Annotated in this window: 18 protein-coding genes; 16 read left to right on the top strand and 2 right to left on the bottom strand. The window is 46.2% G+C overall.

Annotated elements, in window-relative coordinates; translation table 11 throughout:
- The first annotated feature begins 183 nt into the window (after positions 1-183).
- The 8 genes from DESDE_RS18500 (at position 184) to DESDE_RS18465 (ending at position 7518) form a co-directional block, all read left to right on the top strand.
- On the top strand, positions 184-372 hold the full coding sequence (locus DESDE_RS18500) for a ferredoxin (RefSeq protein WP_014795550.1): 189 nt from the start codon (positions 184-186) through the stop codon (positions 370-372).
- 16 nt (positions 373-388) lie between these two features.
- Entirely contained in the window at positions 389-565 is a 177-nt protein-coding gene (locus tag DESDE_RS18495; protein ID WP_014795549.1) for an aspartyl-phosphate phosphatase Spo0E family protein, read from the top strand.
- A gap of 184 nt (positions 566-749) precedes the next feature.
- On the top strand, positions 750-1625 hold the full coding sequence (locus tag DESDE_RS18490) for a D-amino acid aminotransferase (RefSeq protein ID WP_014795548.1): 876 nt from the start codon (positions 750-752) through the stop codon (positions 1623-1625).
- Between the two features lie 259 nt (positions 1626-1884).
- Positions 1885-3018, top strand: a complete 1134-nt coding sequence (gene mutY, locus DESDE_RS18485) for an A/G-specific adenine glycosylase (protein ID WP_014795547.1) — start codon at positions 1885-1887, stop codon at positions 3016-3018.
- 90 nt (positions 3019-3108) lie between these two features.
- Positions 3109-4773: a S41 family peptidase gene (locus tag DESDE_RS18480; protein WP_014795546.1), complete on the top strand. Its 1665-nt coding sequence runs from the start codon at positions 3109-3111 to the stop codon at positions 4771-4773.
- Between the two features lie 52 nt (positions 4774-4825).
- Positions 4826-5164, top strand: coding sequence for a MazG nucleotide pyrophosphohydrolase domain-containing protein (locus tag DESDE_RS18475; protein WP_014795545.1), 339 nt, complete (start codon positions 4826-4828; stop codon positions 5162-5164).
- Between the two features lie 157 nt (positions 5165-5321).
- Complete coding sequence (locus tag DESDE_RS18470) at positions 5322-6221, top strand: cell wall hydrolase (RefSeq protein ID WP_014795544.1); 900 nt, start codon at positions 5322-5324, stop codon at positions 6219-6221.
- Between the two features lie 223 nt (positions 6222-6444).
- The gene (locus DESDE_RS18465) at positions 6445-7518 is read left to right on the top strand and encodes a hypothetical protein (RefSeq protein ID WP_014795543.1); all 1074 of its coding nucleotides are present in this window, start codon (positions 6445-6447) and stop codon (positions 7516-7518) included.
- A gap of 313 nt (positions 7519-7831) precedes the next feature.
- On the opposite strand, the gene DESDE_RS18455 is transcribed toward DESDE_RS18465, so the two are convergent.
- Together DESDE_RS18455 and DESDE_RS18450 are read right to left on the bottom strand one after the other, a co-directional pair.
- Entirely contained in the window at positions 7832-8416 is a 585-nt protein-coding gene (locus DESDE_RS18455; protein WP_172637630.1) for a hypothetical protein, read from the bottom strand.
- 166 nt (positions 8417-8582) lie between these two features.
- On the bottom strand, positions 8583-9086 hold the full coding sequence (locus tag DESDE_RS18450; RefSeq protein WP_014795540.1) for a YlbF/YmcA family competence regulator: 504 nt from the start codon (positions 9084-9086) through the stop codon (positions 8583-8585).
- 208 nt (positions 9087-9294) lie between these two features.
- Between DESDE_RS18450 and DESDE_RS18445 the strand changes: the two genes are divergently transcribed.
- The 8 genes from DESDE_RS18445 to DESDE_RS18410 all read left to right on the top strand — a co-directional run bounded on the left by DESDE_RS18445 (position 9295) and on the right by DESDE_RS18410 (position 18165).
- Positions 9295-9591, top strand: coding sequence for a UxaA family hydrolase (locus tag DESDE_RS18445; protein WP_014795539.1), 297 nt, complete (start codon positions 9295-9297; stop codon positions 9589-9591).
- On the top strand, positions 9581-10735 hold the full coding sequence (locus tag DESDE_RS18440) for a UxaA family hydrolase (protein WP_014795538.1): 1155 nt from the start codon (positions 9581-9583) through the stop codon (positions 10733-10735). Before DESDE_RS18445 ends, DESDE_RS18440 begins: the two co-directional genes overlap by 11 nt.
- Positions 10736-10803: 68 nt before the next feature.
- Positions 10804-12066 (top strand): nickel-dependent malate racemase, LarAH5 family, encoded by a 1263-nt coding sequence (gene larAH5 / locus DESDE_RS18435; protein ID WP_014795537.1) that lies wholly within the window; start codon positions 10804-10806, stop codon positions 12064-12066.
- A 129-nt stretch (positions 12067-12195) separates the two neighbouring features.
- Complete coding sequence (locus DESDE_RS18430; protein WP_014795536.1) at positions 12196-12708, top strand: tripartite tricarboxylate transporter TctB family protein; 513 nt, start codon at positions 12196-12198, stop codon at positions 12706-12708.
- Between the two features lie 69 nt (positions 12709-12777).
- Positions 12778-14274 (top strand): tripartite tricarboxylate transporter permease, encoded by a 1497-nt coding sequence (locus DESDE_RS18425; RefSeq protein WP_019851297.1) that lies wholly within the window; start codon positions 12778-12780, stop codon positions 14272-14274.
- Between the two features lie 41 nt (positions 14275-14315).
- Positions 14316-15305 (top strand): tripartite tricarboxylate transporter substrate binding protein, encoded by a 990-nt coding sequence (locus DESDE_RS18420; RefSeq protein WP_014795534.1) that lies wholly within the window; start codon positions 14316-14318, stop codon positions 15303-15305.
- Between the two features lie 162 nt (positions 15306-15467).
- Complete coding sequence (locus DESDE_RS18415; protein WP_014795533.1) at positions 15468-17210, top strand: methyl-accepting chemotaxis protein; 1743 nt, start codon at positions 15468-15470, stop codon at positions 17208-17210.
- Positions 17211-17439: 229 nt separating this feature from the next.
- Positions 17440-18165: a FadR/GntR family transcriptional regulator gene (locus DESDE_RS18410; RefSeq protein ID WP_014795532.1), complete on the top strand. Its 726-nt coding sequence runs from the start codon at positions 17440-17442 to the stop codon at positions 18163-18165.
- Positions 18166-18211 lie beyond the last annotated feature (46 nt).

Here is an 18211-nt window from a genome sequence, read left to right as displayed (position 1 = left end):
TTGGATTAAAATAGGTTTCAGCACTTGCGACTCCGCTCCAGGAAAAGGGATTCGCTCATAGGATAGGATTAAGAATTTGCCAATGCCAGTGTGACGAAAATTACTCTCATAATATGCATTGCATCAACATTCGTGCTTCTCCTATCTTGTAAACTGATTGTAAGAGAAAGGAGTGGTTCAGGTATGATGGCCAAAATAATTAGAGAGAGATGCATTGGTTGCGGAGCTTGTGCAAGTGTATGCCCCAAGGTTTTTGATATGGACGACGAAGGGTTGGCTATTGTCATAGCGACTCCTGTCCCTGAGGATGAGGAGATCAGCGCACAAGAAGCAGCAGATAGGTGTCCCGTAGAAGCTATTACCATCGGGTAGAAAGTGGTCGAATGCTATGGAACATACAAACTTACTCAATGAAATTGAAGATCTCAGACGTCAACTTTATGCCTTATCCTACGATAAGGAGCTGGCGGACCCTGCGGTGGTCCGGATGAGCCAGGAATTGGACGGTTTATTAAATCTATATTATCGAACCTGCCTTTCACGAGACTATCGGAAAGTTGGATGAAGGAATGATTGACTAGCCCCAGAGCATCGTGTGCTTTGGGGTTTTTTGTTTGCCTGATTGATTTTTGTAACAAGATACTTTTGATTTCCATATAGGTGAAAGAAGGATTGTTTCGGTTTTCCTAGAACTATTTTTCCTAGAACTATCTAGTATTTTACTGTGAAGAATAAGGAGACGATGAAGTATGTCAGATTATCCGGGAATCGCTTGGGTGAATGGTAAATTTTCCAGCTTGCAAGAGGCACAAATCCCCTTTTTGGATCGCGGGTATTTTTTTGGTGATGGAGTCTATGAGGCGGTCAAGGTCTGTGAGGGTAAGCTCTTTGCTTTAAAGGAGCATTTGGAGCGTTTCGAAAGGAGCATGAAAGAGATTCGTATCACCCCCCCTAAGACTACTGAGGAATTCGCGGCCCTAGTCTTAGAGAGTGTGGAAAAGGCAGGAATCCCCAATGCCATGGTGTATCTGCAAGTTACGCGAGGAGTGGGACCCAGAATGCATGCTTTTTTGCCGGAAAGTGAGCCCATGGTTACCTTATTTGTGGCCCCTATGGCCTCTGCCGAAGAAAAGGTCCGTGAGGATGGAGTAAGCTGCATTATAGTACCTGATGAGCGATGGGCTCATCCTCATATTAAAACCCTTAACCTTCTGCCCAATGTATTGGCCAAGCAGGCCGCTGCAGAGCAGGGTGCTTATGAAGCGATTTTAGTGCTGGGAACAGAACCGGGCGGAGGGCTGATTACTGAGGCCTCCAGCAGCAATGTGGCTGCAGTCATCGGGGGTAAGGTTGTGACACCACCTCTTAATGGGCGGATCCTACCCGGGGTAAGTCGGGCGATTATGCTCGAGACTGCCCGTGAAGCTGGAATCGAAGTGGAGGAAAGGGAGATTACTCTTGAAGAATTGCGTAGTGCTGAAGAGATTATGCTCACAAGCACAGGGTGTGAGGTCTTAGGGGTAGGGAAATTGGATGGTGTGACAGTAGGGAAAGGAGGAGCCGGTCCTATAACCAGAAGATTATACGAGATCTTTATGGCTGGATGGGAGAAAAGATTAACTTAAGAAAATGCCACCATTGATGTAAAGAGCCGTGAGAAGGGCACAACCTTTAGGGTTGTTTTTTCATCAAACAAGCTATAGACTAGGTCCCGGGGGTTAACCCTCGGGATTTCTTTTTGTACTGTCAGAAAGTATAACTTCGTTGTATACTTTCCTCCAGCATAAGTGCAACCAACGACTTCGCCTTTCTGGATGCATGTTTAAAAAGCACGGCGAAGCCGGGTTTTCTTTAAAAATAGAATGACAAAGAAGAGGGGATAGAGTGAGTGGAATAAACTCTTCAAAGCTGATCCAATGGTTCAATCAAGTCAAGAGGGATTTGCCTTGGCGGAAGACAAAAGAGCCCTATGCTATTTGGGTATCTGAGGTAATGCTCCAGCAGACTCAGGTAATTACAGTTATTCCATACTACTTACGGTTTATGAAACGGTTTCCCGATCTTTTTGCTCTGGCTGAAGCAGAGCAGGAGGAGGTGCTGGAGCTATGGCGGGGTTTGGGGTATTATTCACGGGCCAGACGCTTGTGGGAGGGCGCCCGCTATGTGGTGCAAATGACGGAGGGAAGAATGCCCGAGAACTATGATGCGCTCCTCACGATTAAAGGTGTAGGTGAGTATACCGCGGCAGCCATTGCCAGCATTGCTTATGAAGAGCGGGTTCCGGTGATGGATGGGAATGTAAAGCGAGTGCTGAGCCGCATTCTCCGTTGGGAGGAAGATGTGGAGAAGGCTAGGTCAAGGCGCTTTTTTCTTGAATATCTTAAGGAAGTGATACCCGGAGATTGTCCAGGAGATTTTAATCAAGGAATGATGGAGTTGGGAGCAACGGTATGCACTCCTAAGAATCCACGATGTGAGCAATGTCCCCTCCAAGAGGATTGTGAGAGCTTTGCCCTGGGTGACCCTCAAGTGTACCCTGTGAAAAAAAGCAAAGAGAAACCTACGGAAGCTTTTCGTCCCACCCTAATCCTTCTTCACCGAGGGCAGGTTCTTCTGAAAAAGAGGCCCACCACAGGGCTTTTGGCCAATCTATGGGAGTTCCCTGGAGAAGAGATGATGATACCCTCACTGGAAAAATTCAGAGAAGGTAAGGAATGGTATGGACTTTATAAAAATCAGATATCTGATCCAACCTATGATGAGATCGTCAAAGAACTGCTTAGCCGTAACCCAAGCGTGAAAGGTCCTTTAGTTCATACCTTCAGTCATCGACGCTGGCAGATGGTTTGGGTGGTTCTCGATCTTGACGATGTAATAGATAAGTCATCAGAGGTCAGGGCGGGTAAGGATTCCCAGCTGAAGGAAGATGGCTTGTGTTGGATGGATGTAAAGGAACTGGATAGAATCGCCTTACCCGTGGCTTTTCAAAAAATCTGGACTAAACTACAGGAAAGATGATGTGGAGGATATTTTTAGAGGAGACCCTCTTAGCTGACAGGATTCACAGAAGGTACGTCGAATTCTAGTTGAGATAAGGGGGATAAAGTGATGACTAAATTCAATATCTTTTGCAGCAAATTGAGTCAATCCAAAGCCAAAGTACGGAGAATGCTTACAGCTTCCGCTTTGGCGCTGATCTTAAGTATATCTGCTCCGGCTGTAGCTTTGGGGAGCCCTATAGACGATGTGCGCTACTTATTGGAGAATCAGTATGTTGATCCGGTGGATCCCTGGGTGCTCAACGCCACCAGTATTGAAGAGATGCTTAAGCGCTTAGATGATCCTCATACGGTCTTTTTTACGCAAAAGGAATACCAAAAATTCCTTGATTCCATGGAATTGAGTTTTACGGGGATCGGAGTATATATTCAGCTGGAGCCAAGGGGTTTGGAGATTGTCGGTGTCATTGAGGGATCACCGGCTAAGGAAGCCAGGCTCAAAACAGGGGATATTATTGTTGAAGCAGGAGGACAGAATCTGGCAGGACTTTCTCAGGATGCGGCTACCGGTTTTATCCGGGGGCCAGAGGGGAGTACTGTGGATATCGTGGTACTGCGGGGAGAAGAGCGCCTTAGTTTAAAGGTAGCCCGCAGGGCGGTTGAAGTCCCTACCGTGAGCGGAGAGATGCTCGGTGAGGATATCGGCTATGTGGCCATAGAGTCCTTCGGCGAGTCCACGGAGGTACTATTCGGACAGGTTGTCAAGGAACTGGATAAGCAAGGGGCGGATGCCTGGGTCGTGGATCTGCGCAATAATCCGGGAGGGTATTTGGACTCAGCCTTAAGTCTGGCAGGGTATTTTATTGGTGAGCAGACAGCCTTGCAGACGAAGGATCGCTCCCAGGAGTTTACTCCTTACAAGGCTGAAAAGCATGAATTTATCTTTACTGAACCGGTGATCTTTTTAACCGATGAGAATAGTGCCAGCGCCTCAGAGATATTAACGGCAGTAGTTAAGGACTACCAAAAGGCAGCGGTAGTAGGAACCAATACCTATGGTAAGGGTTCTGTACAGACGTTGTATCAGCTCTCCAATGGAGATGTTCTCAAGATCACGGTGGCTAAATTCTATTCTCCTTATGGAAAGGAAATCAATGGGGTAGGAATTCGTCCTGATGTGGAGATTCAGGAAAATGAGCCCCTGAAGATGGCGGTATTGATGTTGGACGGAGCTACCCAAGTGGATGCAGAAGGAAAGCAAGTTACGGACCTTATTCAATTCACTGCCGGGGGCAAGGATTGGAACCTCTCCCTCGAGCAAGCAAGAGAGCCTGAATACTGGTCAACTTATCGGGAGTTCATCCAAAACAACGCTTTCCCCGGAGGGTTTTCCTGGCGGAATAGCTCAGTGTGGACAACTTTTTCCCAAGGTGAACAGGATGCCTTATGGCCTTTATTTTATCCAGACTATCAGGGGATGAATGAACTTAAGGATCTTTCCGTGGATAAGACCTTTACTGTGCGGTTTACCGCTCCCCTAGATTTTAAGAGTGTGACCAAGAATGCCTTCGAACTGATTGAGAGCGAAAGCGGCAAGCGTATTCCCGTGAAATTCGAGAAAGTGGATGAACGCTCGGTTAAAGTGATTCCGGAAGGCCTTCTCGAACCTGAAAAAACCTACTGGCTTCTTACTCATCAGGGAATTGCCGCTCAGGATGGCTCCATTCTGAAAGAAGGAGTACTAACCGTCGGAACCACTGGAAAGGCTCATTAGGTTCCGGGTTATTGGTTATGATCGACAGGTGTGTTAACGGAGGAGTGAGTGGATGGAAAAGAGTCGTGGTAACGCAGGGGTGTGCAGCTCAAAAACGGTGACCTTACCCCGTTTAAACCGACTTAACCCCTCTTTAGAAAGTACGGCTCTGAAGATTATGGAGGAGTCGGGAGAACTGGCTCAGGCCATTGGGAAGTTTCGCGGACTCAATGGAGAGCGGTTGAGGGTCGAGGAGACTGAGGCGATGCATATGGTCGCTCAGGAGCTTATCGATGTGGCCCAGACGGCGGTAACGATGATGTTTGTTTTAGAGGAACAGTACGCTATCGATATTGAAAAGATTTTAAAAGAGCATGTGGAAAAGTTAAAGCAAAAAGGCTATTGTGATTAAAAAAAGAAACCGGATATCCTGACTACTGGTAGGTAACAGGAACATCCGGTTTCTTTTATTTTTAGCAGTGTTTTTGAGGTTTTTGGGCTGGTGTTATAAAAAACGTCCTTCTTGGGAAAGACTAGAAATAATTCATGAACTCAAGAGGTGATTTTGTTTGCCACACCGAAGATGCCGAAAAACCACGGCAATTTTCCTATGCTGGGTAATGACATTATTCTGGTGTCAGGGAATGGTGTATCCAGTCAATGGAGAATTAGGTACGAATACTTTTGAAATAGTCGATATTGAAGTTTTGGATGCGGCCCAAAAGGACATTGTGACAGTGCATTCCGGGGAGGAAGATAGTAAGGTTCAAAGCATTGATTTTCAAAGGGTTGGTGTCAACCAAGACGAAGCAAAAAATACTACTTTAGAAAATAATGATAGTCCAGCAATTGAAGAAACTGTAACAGCCCAGGAGACAACTGCTTCCAGTGATGAGTCAGCTCTCCAGGGAGATGCTCAGGTAATCGTAGTACAGAGTGGAGAGACGTTATCAGGAGTCGCTCATAGGTATGAGACAACGATTGCCGAGATCATGAAACTCAACAAGATCAGTGAACCCAATAGTATTATCGCAGGTCAAAAATTGCAGATTCCCGTCAAGGGAGGTGCAATTGCCAACATAACCACGGAACCATCCCGTGGGAAAACTCAAGTCACTCAAGAAGAGCTGGAGCTTCTTGCTCGTGTGATTCATGCTGAGGCAAGGGGGGAGGATTTTGAGGGTCAAGTGGCAGTAGGAGCAGTGGTGCTCAATCGTGTTAAAGATCATCGTTTCCCCAATACGATTCACGATGTGGTGTACCAGCCGGGTGCCTTTACAGCTGTCATTGATAAGCAAATCCATCTTACCCCCAACCAAAGTGCTTATCTTGCAGCAGAGGCCGCTTTAAATGGCGAGGATCCGACGGAGGGCGCGATTTATTATTATAACCCCAGGACAGCCACGGACCGTTGGATTAAGACCAGACCTGTGGTGAAAACCATCGGTAACCATACATTTAGTATCTAGGCGAGTAAAACAAAGGGTCATATACCTTGTCTCAATGGTTTAAAGTTAATGCAATCAAAAAAGACACTGTTGCAGAGAGGGTGTCGCAAAACTACTTTATTTTAAAGTAGCAGGCGACGCCCTCTTTTTATGTGTATTCGGGAATGGGGATTTTATATCTAACACCAAATATCAAGGTGGAACATATTCTAAAGGGAGAAGTTTGTCGTCGGGAGGGAGAAATGTGAGATTTACCTGGGATCAGGGAAATGGCTCTTATGGACAGACAGACCCCAGAGTACCCCGTCGGCTTGATACCTATCAGGGAATGCCTATGGGAGGGATGCCCGGACAGAGTTCAGGCTGGGGCCGAGGCGTTAGTCCAACAACTACGGCTGGGGGAGGGTATAATTATGGGGCGGCCCCGAGTGGGATGACTCCAGGTGGAATCGCTCCCAGGGGAATGCCTTCTGCCGGGATGCCTGGGGGAATTCCGCCGATGGGTACGCCGTCTGCTGGGATGCAAGGCATTGGTCCAATGGGTCCTGCGCCGGGAGGAAGCATTCGCAATAATTTGGGGGCGGGGTTAAAACAACGGGGCTTTTTCCAAAAGGATGGCCAAATCAATAACTTACGTGGAGGATTTTTTGGTGCCAAACCTTACAAACCAGTGACACAATCCCAAGGAGGAGGAAATATGGCAGGTCCTTTTGCATTCTTAGGCAGTGGGAATGGAGCAGGGGCTTCCGGGCAGCATCGGCAACTGGTTTTGGAGGCTGCCCAGGCGGGAATGAACGCTAATGGCATTGCTTCTATTTCGAGCGATAATGTATTTTCGTGTATAGCTAATTTGCCTTCGCCAAATGACTTGGTAGGACGCGGCGGCACGTATGCAGCGTATCTCGTGGATAACAAAGGCCAAACTGGATTCCTGGCCGGTGTCTTAAGACCCGTGGGCAATGGAGTATATCAGGCCCAGTTTCGCAGTCAAGTCCCTCTCCATCACTATAGCCGGGTTATTATTACAGCAGAAAACTCTCAGCAACTAGGCCATGTTCCGCAAGGGCCCATTGTCTTGCAGGTAAGACAAGCACCGGGACCGGTCCGTTTCCTGGCCCCGATTAAGAAAGCAGGAGGGTCCGTATGGAATAAGGTTACCGGGTTGGTTCAGAGGCGTTCCGCAGCTCCGGGGATTGTGGAGGGGGGTATCTCTCAAGGAGAAATGACTTCTTCCGGGGCAGAGTTTTCCGCCGGCATTCCGGAAGCCATTGGCGGAGGCAGTCCATTAGGAGATTCCATCATAGAACCCCTGCAGTAACGGGCAGCAAGATTAAAAGCTTATGTAGGATACCGCGGAGATGTAATTCCTGGCTTTTGGGTTAGTGGGGAGCTCGGTTATGCCTGAGCTCCTTTTTTGCGTATATGAACAATTCATAGGAAAAATGAGATCATAATGATCATGAGCAGAAAACCTATACTGCTTAAGCTGATGATTATCCCTAAAGTTCTAAAACTAGTTGAGGATAATATGGGGTTTGCGGAAAAAATAATGAGAAAAAAGAGGGAAAAGGCAATAAAGCTGGCTCCCGCTGCCGGTGTGTTGAAAACAAGACGAAGATTTCCTCCATTACTCATAAACTTTCCCCTCTATTGTTATTGATATTGGCTTGTTCGGTTAAGAACTGGGCTATTATAGTGATGAGAGCGATGATTAAATTACCTGGGACCCCGGGGATTTCAAATAAAGGAACGTTGAATACCGAATCCGGTGTGCCCTCGAAGTTTCCGAAAGGACCGCTTATGGAAAGGGAAAAGCTCAAATTGTCGGGGAAAAGGGGCTCACCCACCCCGGACGCCGCCGGGGGGGAGACTTGAGAGGCGTCACCGGGACGTATAACCTGACCTTGAGATGTCTTCTGGACGAGATCTGCCAGCTGTGCCAGAGTCAGGGTGATGGTATGGGACTCTTCCGGCGCCTTATGGGGGGAGGGGGGGTTAACCAAGGAACGCTTAACCAGGAAATTCATAAGAATATCTAAGCCTGCTACGACCAAACCAGCATAGGGCAGCCTTACTCTGCCTAGGGGGAAAAGGGCAGCGGTGATTGGAAGAAAGGGGAGATTTCTCTGTATAGGGCTAGTGACGAGCAGGGAGAAGGAGAGGGGAGTGACAGGCAAGGGGCGGATGGATTCATTTCCTAAGGCCAAATCACTCACCTCCTTTTCATGAATTGAGAGCTTAGAAGAACCAGGTGTTGAGGATAAGAAACCCCCCGAGGGCTATGACAATCAAAAATGCTAGGAGGGTGATGGGATGAACGATCTGGATTTCGAATTTGGGACCGCAATAATCTGGAGGCCGCATAAGTGAGGTCCCCTATTATTATTCGGACAGACCGGGAATTTTTAGTCCCGGGGGAAGCTTTAACCCTGGAGGCAGCTTCATATCCTTGGGAATTTCCAAGGTCTTGGACTGCTTACCCCCCCCTATGGATTCCAAGACCTTTTGAGCCATGTTCTTGATTTCGTCAGGTAGGGGGAGCTGATCAGCACTGGGCATACCATGGATGGTCGTGGTTATGGTGAGATTAACCATGGCCATAACCCGTTCAAAGCTTTGTTGGGCTTGGAAATAGGTGCGAATCAGGGAGTGTTTGTTCATGAGGCGGACTTTGAGGTCGATAAGGGCCAGGGCATCTTTTTCTGGAATTACTTTACTTATCATCTGAGTCGTAACGATTTGGCTTTCTTTTTCTTGATATTGGATAAATGCTTCGTTGGCTTCAGGGTCAGCTTTGATGGCTGCTTCTGCAGCGAGAATAGCTTGTACTTCGGGGGTTTGTTTGAGTGCTTCTCCAAGTTCCCTAGCCTTGTCAATGTAGCTCATTAATAGGGCACCTCCTTCGATTCCTTATACTAAAGTATGCTTTATAGGGAGTGAAGGTGAGAAGGAAGAATTTATCAACTAATTCGTGAAAAAACTCTTTATTACATATTGACAGATCAAAAGGAATCATATAAACTGAGCTCAGTGGTAACACCACATACAACATACCACCGAGACGAGTGGTAAAAAGTAAAAAGGAGGAAACGTGATGAGCAGCCATAAATTCTTATTGCATGAGGCTCAAGACGATGTTGGCGTCGCCGTGCAGGATATTAAGGCCGGCGAGGAAGTCATGGGTGTGGACATTCATAGTGGGAAAGAATGTCATGTCAAAGCAAACCATGACATCCAACTAGGACACAAGATTGCCCTAAAGGGCAAGAAACAGGGTGAAAGCTTAATAAAGTATGGTGAAAATGTGGGCAAAGTAACCCAGGATATTAAGGTAGGGGATTGGGTACATACCCATAACTTAAAGACTGCGAGGTGGGATTATGGAAACTAAGATCTTAGGCTATCGTCGGGACAATGGGCGTATCGGTATTCGTAACTATGTTCTTATTCTACCGGTCGATGATTTGTCCAATGCTGCTTGTGAAGCAGTTGCCAACAATATTGCCGGAACCCTGGCACTTCCTCATCCCTATGGCCGTATTCAATTCGGAGCCGACCTTGAGCTGCATTTCAAAACCATTATCGGAGCGGGACGTAATCCCAACGTAGCGGCTGTCGTCGTCATTGGTATTGAGCAAAATTGGGCGAAACGAGTCGCCGATGGCATTGCCGAAACCGGTAAACCCGTAACATACTTCGGTATTGAGGGTCATGGTGACTTAAAAACCATCGAAATGGCTTCCCGCAAGGCCCATGAATATGTAAAATACGCTACATCCTTGGAAAAAGTAGAGTGTGAATTGAAAGATCTGGTGGTGAGCTTCAAGTGTGGTGAATCCGATACCACAACCGGTCTCGCTGGAAACCCAACGGCAGGTGTAGTGGGTGATCGTTTGGTAGAAATGGGCGGAACGGTTATCTTTGGTGAAACGCCTGAAACAACGGGAGGAGAGCATATTCTTGCCAAGCATTTCGCAACACCTGAACTTGCTCAGGAATTTTTAAGAGTCCATAAGGATTACCTGGATATGATCGAATCCAAAGGAGCCGATCTTTTAGGAACACAGCCAACCCAAGGGAATATTGCCGGGGGTTTGACAACGATCGAAGAAAAAGCCATGGGCAATATCCAAAAGGCCGGCAAGGCCCCGATTATCGGTCTTTTGGAAATGGCAGAAGAGCCGACAAAACCAGGGCGTTATTTCATGAATACATCAGCAGCGGCAGCTGAATGTGTCACACTCATGATGGCGGCAGGAGCAACCCTCCATATTTTCATAACGGGTCAGGGCAATATTGTGGGCAACCCGATTGAGCCTGTGGTTAAAATGTCAGCAAATCCTAAGACTTGTGAATTTATGTCCGAGCATATCGATGTGAATATCAGTGGGGTGCTCAGCAGAGAGCTGACTCTGGATCAAGCGGCAGATAAAGTGATGGAATGTGTAGTGAAAACGGCACGTGGCTGCTTAACTGATGCCGAAGTGCTCAATCACAAGGAGTTTGTGCTTACCCGTCTCTATCCCAGCGCTTAAAAATATGGGTCATTTGTTCGAGAATGGAAAAGGGGAAATTTAACTCTGAGTGAGGCAGGGGTGAAAGTGTGAAAACAATTGAATTGCCTTATGGGCATGGGACACAATCTTGCTCGATACCGGATGATATTGACTGTGTCTATGGTAGATTAAAATCGGTAGAGCCTAGTGTTGAAGCCGGCGAACAGATTTCTGCAGCTTTACTAAATTTAATAGGAGATATCAATTTTGATAAACTAAGAAACGCGAAGTCAGTGGCTATCGCTGTGAGTGATATGACACGTCCTGTGCCCTCTCGCCTCATTGTGGAGAAGCTGTTACCCTGGTTAGCCGAATTTGGAATCTATGAAGACCAAATTACGGTGCTTGTGGGTGGCGGATTGCATCATCCTGCAACTCAGGAAGAGATGAATTATATATTGGGTGAGGAATTGTCAAAAAGAGTGGGGCAGGTTCTTCCTCACGATGCAGATGATAGGGCCGGTCTAACTTTTTTGGGCACATCTCCCTTAGGAACTCCTGTATATGTCAATAAACATTTTGCTCAGGCGGATTTTAAAATTGTTACCGGTATGGTTGATGCCCATCAATTTATGGGATTCACAGCAGGCGTTAAAGGTGCGGTCATTGGCTTAGGCGGGAGAGAGACGATTACAGGAAATCATGTCCGGCTTTTTCAACCCGGTGCTGAACTGGGGGAAATGAAAGGAAATCCTGCGCGAATCGATTTAGAGGATTGTGGCCGGATTATTGGTGTTGATATGATTGTCAATGTCGTACTCAATACTCAAAAAAAGGTCGTTAAAGCTGTCGCCGGTCATCCAAGAGCAGCCCATGGTGTTGCAGTTGAATTTGCTAAGAGTATTTTTGGTGTATCGATGAGTTCAGCTGACATTGTCATTGCATCCCCGGGAGGGTTTCCGAAAGATATCAATGCCTACCAGGCTCAGAAAGCCTTAACGCCTGCCTTACAGCTGGTTAAGCCGGGAGGAACCATCATATTAGTGGCTCAATGTATTGAAGGGGCTGGAGAAGAAAGCTTTGAAAAGACCATGTCCTTATATGATGATCCGTCAGACCTTGTGACCTCCTTTAAAGAAAAAGAGTTTGTTATTGGTCCCCATAAAGCCTATCTTTGGTCCAGAACGTTCCTAAAAGCGAAAACAATCCTGGTATCTGACAAAGTATCCCCGGAATTAGCCAAAACGCTCATGGTGAAGGTTACTAAGAGCCTGCAAGAGGCCATTGATGATGTTATCCCGGATTATACAGCTGATTTGAAAATAACGGTATTACCGAATGCCAACTCTGTCATTCCTATAAAGGCATGAGGTTTCATAGACTAAGTGCTTCATTCGGAGAAGCACTTAGTACTAAACTGTGGGCACTTTGTTTTAAGTAACGTGAAAGATAGTATTAGAACAAGTGCCTAAATAGGTAAGACTAAAAGGAGGAAGGGAATGGGTGAGAATAGTATCGCCGAATTTGACGACAAGAAGATGACTGGAAAGATTCCGTTTGCCAAAAAGACAGATTTTAAAGTAGGAATTACTTTTCTGATTTTATCAATCTTTATTATTGTCCAAGCGAGACAAATGCCTAAGAGCATGCCGGGTGTGGATTTCGGACCGGGGATCCTCCCCCTGGGGTTAGGTGTTGTTCTTACCGTTCTTAGCATTATCTTGCTTATTCAGTCCTTTGGTGAGAAGAATACGACAACTTCAGTGCTTCGGCGGAAGGATGTGCTTCCTGTTGCAGGATTGTTTTTGGTCTTGGTTCTTTACCTGGGGTTGATGGAGATCCTTGGATTTGGTATAGCTACATTTTTGCTTGTCACGTATCTGGCACATAAACTTGGCAAATATGCTTTATGGAAATGTGCCCTATTGGGTGCGCTTACAGGGATGCTTATCGTTTACCTGTTTCGGACTTTGCTGGACCTTCCTCTACCCATTGGCTTTTTAGGATTCTAAGGTTCAATCATAATAAAATGACTGCTTACGCGAATTTCACACAAGTGAGGTGAGTCTGTGGACTTTTCAATGTTAATCAATGGCTTTCTTACTGCTTTAACACCTGAAAACTTATTGTTTGGTTTCATAGGTTGCTTAGCCGGAACATTAATCGGGGTATTACCCGGATTAGGGCCTACATCAGGAATTGCCATTTTGCTGCCGTTAACAACAATTTTGCCACCGATTCCTGCGATTATCATGTTATCAGGGATTTACTACGGGGCAATGTATGGAGGGTCTACGACAGCTATCCTGGTTAACATTCCCGGCGAGGTAGGTTCTGTGGCAACGGCCCTGGATGGTTACCAACTGGCTAAGCAAGGGAAGGCTGGTCCGGCCCTGGCGACCGCGGCAATTTCGTCTTTTGTTGCGGGAACACTCGGACTGGTTGGACTGACTTTTTTCGCACCGACTTTAGCAAATGTGGCTCTTCGATTTGGTCCTCCGGAGTATTTCGCGTTGATGATTCTGGCTTTGAGTGTGGTCATTAATCTTACCGGTAAATCGCTGGTTAAAGGCTTGATTTCGGCTTTAATCGGGTTCCTGATTGCTATGGTCGGCATGGAATCTGTGACTGGCTATTCGCGCTTCACTTTTGGCAATATCAACCTCATGTCGGGGATCGATTTTATAAGCGTGATCATTGGTTTGTTTGCGGTAGGAGAAATATTTTCTAACCTTGAGCATATCGGTGCTCCTGTCTACAATGCAAAGCTGCAAAAGCTCTACTTAACGGCAAAAGAGTTCCTTTATATTTTACCGACAATGATTCGTTCAGCGGTTGTTGGGTTTTTCTTGGGATTATTGCCGGGATGCAGTCCGGGGGTTACCTCTTTCATGTCCTATGACATTGAAAAACGTTTCTCGAAGCATCCGGAGACCTTTGGTAAAGGTGACCTGAGAGGGGTGGCAGCTCCCGAGGGGGCAAACAATGCGACAACCAGCGGTGGCTTTGTACCATTGCTATCCTTTGGCATTCCTTCCGGGCCGGCCTTGGCTGTTCTTTTAGGCGGGTTCATGATGTATGGACTGCAGCCGGGTCCCACGCTTTTCGAGAAGAATGCTGATCTGGTCTGGGCTGTCATTGCTTCTATGTATATCGGCAATGTTATCTTGATTATCCTGAATCTTCCCTTGGTCCCGTTATGGGCCAAGCTTGTCAAGGTACCCTATGGGATCTTAGCGCCGATGGTCTTGGTCTTCTCTTTTATTGGTGCTTACAGTGTAAGATTCAAGCTGTTTGATGTCGGTGTGGCCATCCTCTTCGGTCTGGTTGGCTGGTTATTTAAGAAAATAGAGATACCCACAACGCCTTTGATTCTATGTTTGATTTTAGGAACGATTTTTGAAACCTCCCTTCGTCAATCGTTGAACATGTCTCATGGCAGCCTGGCAATCTTTTTCACGAGACCTATTTCTCTGGCTCTGCTTGCTGTTGCTGCGGTTTTACTGGCAGCCTCATTGTATACTCGCATTAAAAACCCGGAGGCCGTTCAAGACGCTTTGGCTGAGGAGTCTGAGTAATCATTATGCGGTTAAATAAATTAAGATATGGGGGTAAAAAGATGAAAAGATGGACCAAGTTGACAGCTGCCCTGATTACAATCGGTGCCTTGCTTCTATCAGGTTGCGGAGGTGGTACCCCGGTAACAACTACTGAAGAGAAGAAAGCAGACTTTCCCAAGAAACCTGTAAACATGATTATTGCCTTTACAGCTGGTGGCTCAAGTGATGTCCAGGCTCGCATCGTCGACAAGTATTGGAAAGAAAATTTCAATAATCAGCCCTTAACCTTCGATTATCAGGTGGGTGCCGGTGGACAAGTTGGTTTCACAGCGATTACGAAAGGGAGGCCGGATGGATACACCATTGGCGGGATCAATGTTCCCCACATCAATTTGCAGGCGTTAAGTCCTCAAGGCACCTATAAGATTGAAGACTTCGCCTTCATTTGCCAAGTTGTTAATGATCCGAATCTTTTGGTTGTTCAAGCCAATAGCCCGATGAATACTATTGCCGATTTCGTAGCTGAAGCCAAGAAAAAGGATGGCAAAATGACCATTGGAGTGGTGGGAACCTTTACCGCGCACCATATCGCAGCATTGCAGCTCATGGATTTGCTCGACATCAAATTAACCCTTGTTCCTTTCACCGGCGCTGCTGATGAGAATGTAGCGCTGATGGGCGGCCATGTGGACGCTATGATCGGAAACCTCAATGATGTGATGAGAGATGTGAGCAAGTATAAATTCTTGGCCATTGCCTCCGAAGAACGTCATCCATGGCTGAAAGATGTTGCCACTTTCAAAGAACAGGATGTTGACTTCATTTCCGATATTCGCCGTGGCTTTGCAGCACCGAAAGATATCGATCCGGCCGTATTAAAGGTGCTACGAGATGGTTTTGAAAAAATCTGTACGAACCCGGAATACATTGCAGAAATGGAGAAAATCGGACAACCCCATGAGTATCTGAATGGTAACGAATTCGCAGAAATTGTCAATACCTATACGGAGACAGTCACACCTCTTGTAGAAAAATATGGACTTAAATAAAAGCAATTAAACAATTATTGTTAATGAGAATGGATTATTGGGCAAAAATCCATTCTCATTCCTTTTGATCGTTACCCATGAAGTACGGCATTATTGAGAATTTAACCGTAAAGAATGGTTTAATGCTACTGTAATTTGGAAAAGAAAGTGGGATTAGTAGAGATGGGATGGTTTATTAATTTAAAAACAAGTAGAAAACTTTTTATCTGCTTTTTACTTATGGCCCTATTAATCCTGACTGTTGGCATAACCGGGCTGATTAACCTGGGTAAAGTCAACGATAACCTCAAAAGAATTACCCAGGATGGCATCCAGCCTATTCTAATTTTGGAAGACTTGAATAAGAGCTTTGCCAAAGGGGCTGCGGAGATGGTCAGCGTAGTCTGGGAGAGCCAGGTTTCGGAAGATCCTGCAGTGATCGGCGATTCCCGAAGGGTTATTGCCCAGTCCATCGAAGATAACGAACATAACGACCTGTTGATCCAGCAGTATCAAATGCTTAACTTAACCGAAGAAGAAAAAGAACTGTTAGCGGAATTCAAAAGTGAGGTAACTGTTTACCGGGACTTGAGAGAAAAGGCGATGACAGCAGTTGAACTGAAAAACTATGCCTTAGCCGGTGACTTTAATCAGCAAGCCGGTCTGCAGCAGGCTAAGGTGGAAGGAATCATCGAAAGCATGATTCGTTGTTCCTTGGCATACAACGAAGATCTTCAGCGTGCTTCGGAACAGGACTTTGCTGAAGCCAGAATGATTATTATGATACTGACGGCTTGCGGTTTTGCTTTGGCCTTGTTGCTCAGCCTGATCCTAGGCAGGATGATCAGCCGTCCGATTCTAGCTGCAGTTGAGCAAGCCAAATTATTTGCCCAAGGTGATTTTTCTACGGATCAACAAAAAAGTTTAATCAGGAGGAAGGATGAAATTGGCCGATTAGCCCGAGCCTATGATGATATTGACAGTAACATGAGCCGCCTCCTGGAACATGTTAAGGAAGCTGCCGAAGACCTTAAGACAGTGGGAGCGGAATTATCGGTTTCGGCTGAGGAACTGAACGCTCAGGGACAAAACATCAATGCCGGGGCAGAACAGATTGCGGCAGGAATGGAGGAGACGGCTGCCTCTGCGGAAGAAATGCTGGCCTCGGGGACGGAGATCAGCAAAGGTGCCGGTATGCTTGCCGGGAAAGCCTCTGAGGGCAGCAGAATCGTCCAGGAAATCGAGAAGAAGGCCCAGATGATGCGTGAAAATGCTGAAGCTTCAAGAGGAGCGACCCTGAGCATTTATCAGCAAAAACAAGCAGAAATCATCGCAGCGATTAAAAACGGTGAAGTGGTTCAGGAAATCAGGATCATGGCTGAAACCATCGACGGTATTGCTGAGCAGACCAATCTCCTGGCTTTGAACGCCGCTATTGAAGCAGCCCGGGCCGGAGAGCAGGGAAGGGGCTTTGCGGTTGTCGCAGAGGAGGTACGGAAGCTGGCCGAACAATCGGCACAGACTGTGGCTGGAATTCATGCAGTGATCAGTAAAGTAACCGAAGCATTTGGCCATCTTTCCCGAAATTCCTCGGAAGTTTTAAAGTTTATTGAGGAAAAGGTCATTCCTGATTATGAGATGCTTGTGGAGGCGGAAGGACAGCACGCTAAAGATGCCCATAAGGTAGGAACGCTGGTGGAAGACTTTGCTGCGACTTCAGAACAAATGCTTACCGCCATCGAACAAATGAGTAACGCCATCCAAACTGTTTCGGCTTCAGTCCAGGAAGCCACCGGCAGTTCCCAGGAAATCGCTCAAAATATGGGCCAGATGGCCAAAGTTATGGAGCACGTGGCCAAGGCCGCCCAGATTCAGGCCGAACACGCTATAAACTTGAATACCATGGTGGAGAAGTTCAAAATTTAATAATCTATTATGTCCATCATGGCCCAATAAAGCCCCTCGTTTGATTGATAGCTATAGCTTATCAATCCTCCTTAATCGTTAACTATCACATCAGATTAACTATAGTATATAATTTTTTTAAAATAGAATTTAAGGGGCAATAAACTCAAAAGTAAATCGTTTATTGCCCTTTTGTTGCGGGAAGTGGTATTATATATTACCAGAGAGTATTGTAAGGGTGGTATAGGTAGTGTTTGAACCAGTTAAAACACATGGTAATTTATCCGAGGAAATTGTGAAACAAGTTGTCCAGAGTATCAGTAATGGTGAACTTAAGCCAGGGGATAAGCTGCCTGCTGAACGCGAAATGTGCAATGTGTTTTCAGTAAGCAGAACAGTAGTTCGTGATGCCTTGAAAACTTTGGCAGGGCTGGGAATGGTTACGATCCGTCATGGCTTAGGGGCTTATGTTAATGAGGTGGACGAACAAGTCGAAGATGTATCACGGTTAGCAGCACTGCTTCAGATAACCCAGGGTACCTTTGATGAGATTTTTCAGGTTCGGGTAATATTGGAAGGGTATGCAGCGTTATGGTGTGCTCAAAATGCTGATGACAAGGATATCGAAGAGCTTGGGAAAATTGTCAAGAGGGGAAAAGAGCTGGGCTCTGCAAGTGGTGGCAAACTTGCTTTACTTGATGCAGAATTCCATCTTAAGATCGCTGAAGCATCGGGCAATAAAGTCCTCAAGCGTTTGATGATTAACATCCTAGACTTAACCGGAGAAATCAGAGACAGTAGCTTTAAGATTCCCGGACGTCAATATTTATCTGTTTTAGAGCATGAAACGATTTATGAGGCGATTAAACAGCGTAATCCGGATTTGGCGTTTCAGGAAATGATCAAACATATTGAAGCTGTAAAAGAAGATATCCATTCCAGCGCACAGATGAAGGAGAATGTCGGGAAGGAATAACAAGGATAGGATGATGGATCATGAGGCGGTTGCGGGAACTTAATGG

It is taken from the genome of Desulfitobacterium dehalogenans ATCC 51507, from assembly GCF_000243155.2.
Taxonomy (GTDB): Bacteria; Bacillota; Desulfitobacteriia; order Desulfitobacteriales; family Desulfitobacteriaceae; genus Desulfitobacterium; species Desulfitobacterium dehalogenans.
Note: the sequence above shows the minus strand (reverse complement) of the source record. Positions and strands in the feature narration are given on the sequence as shown.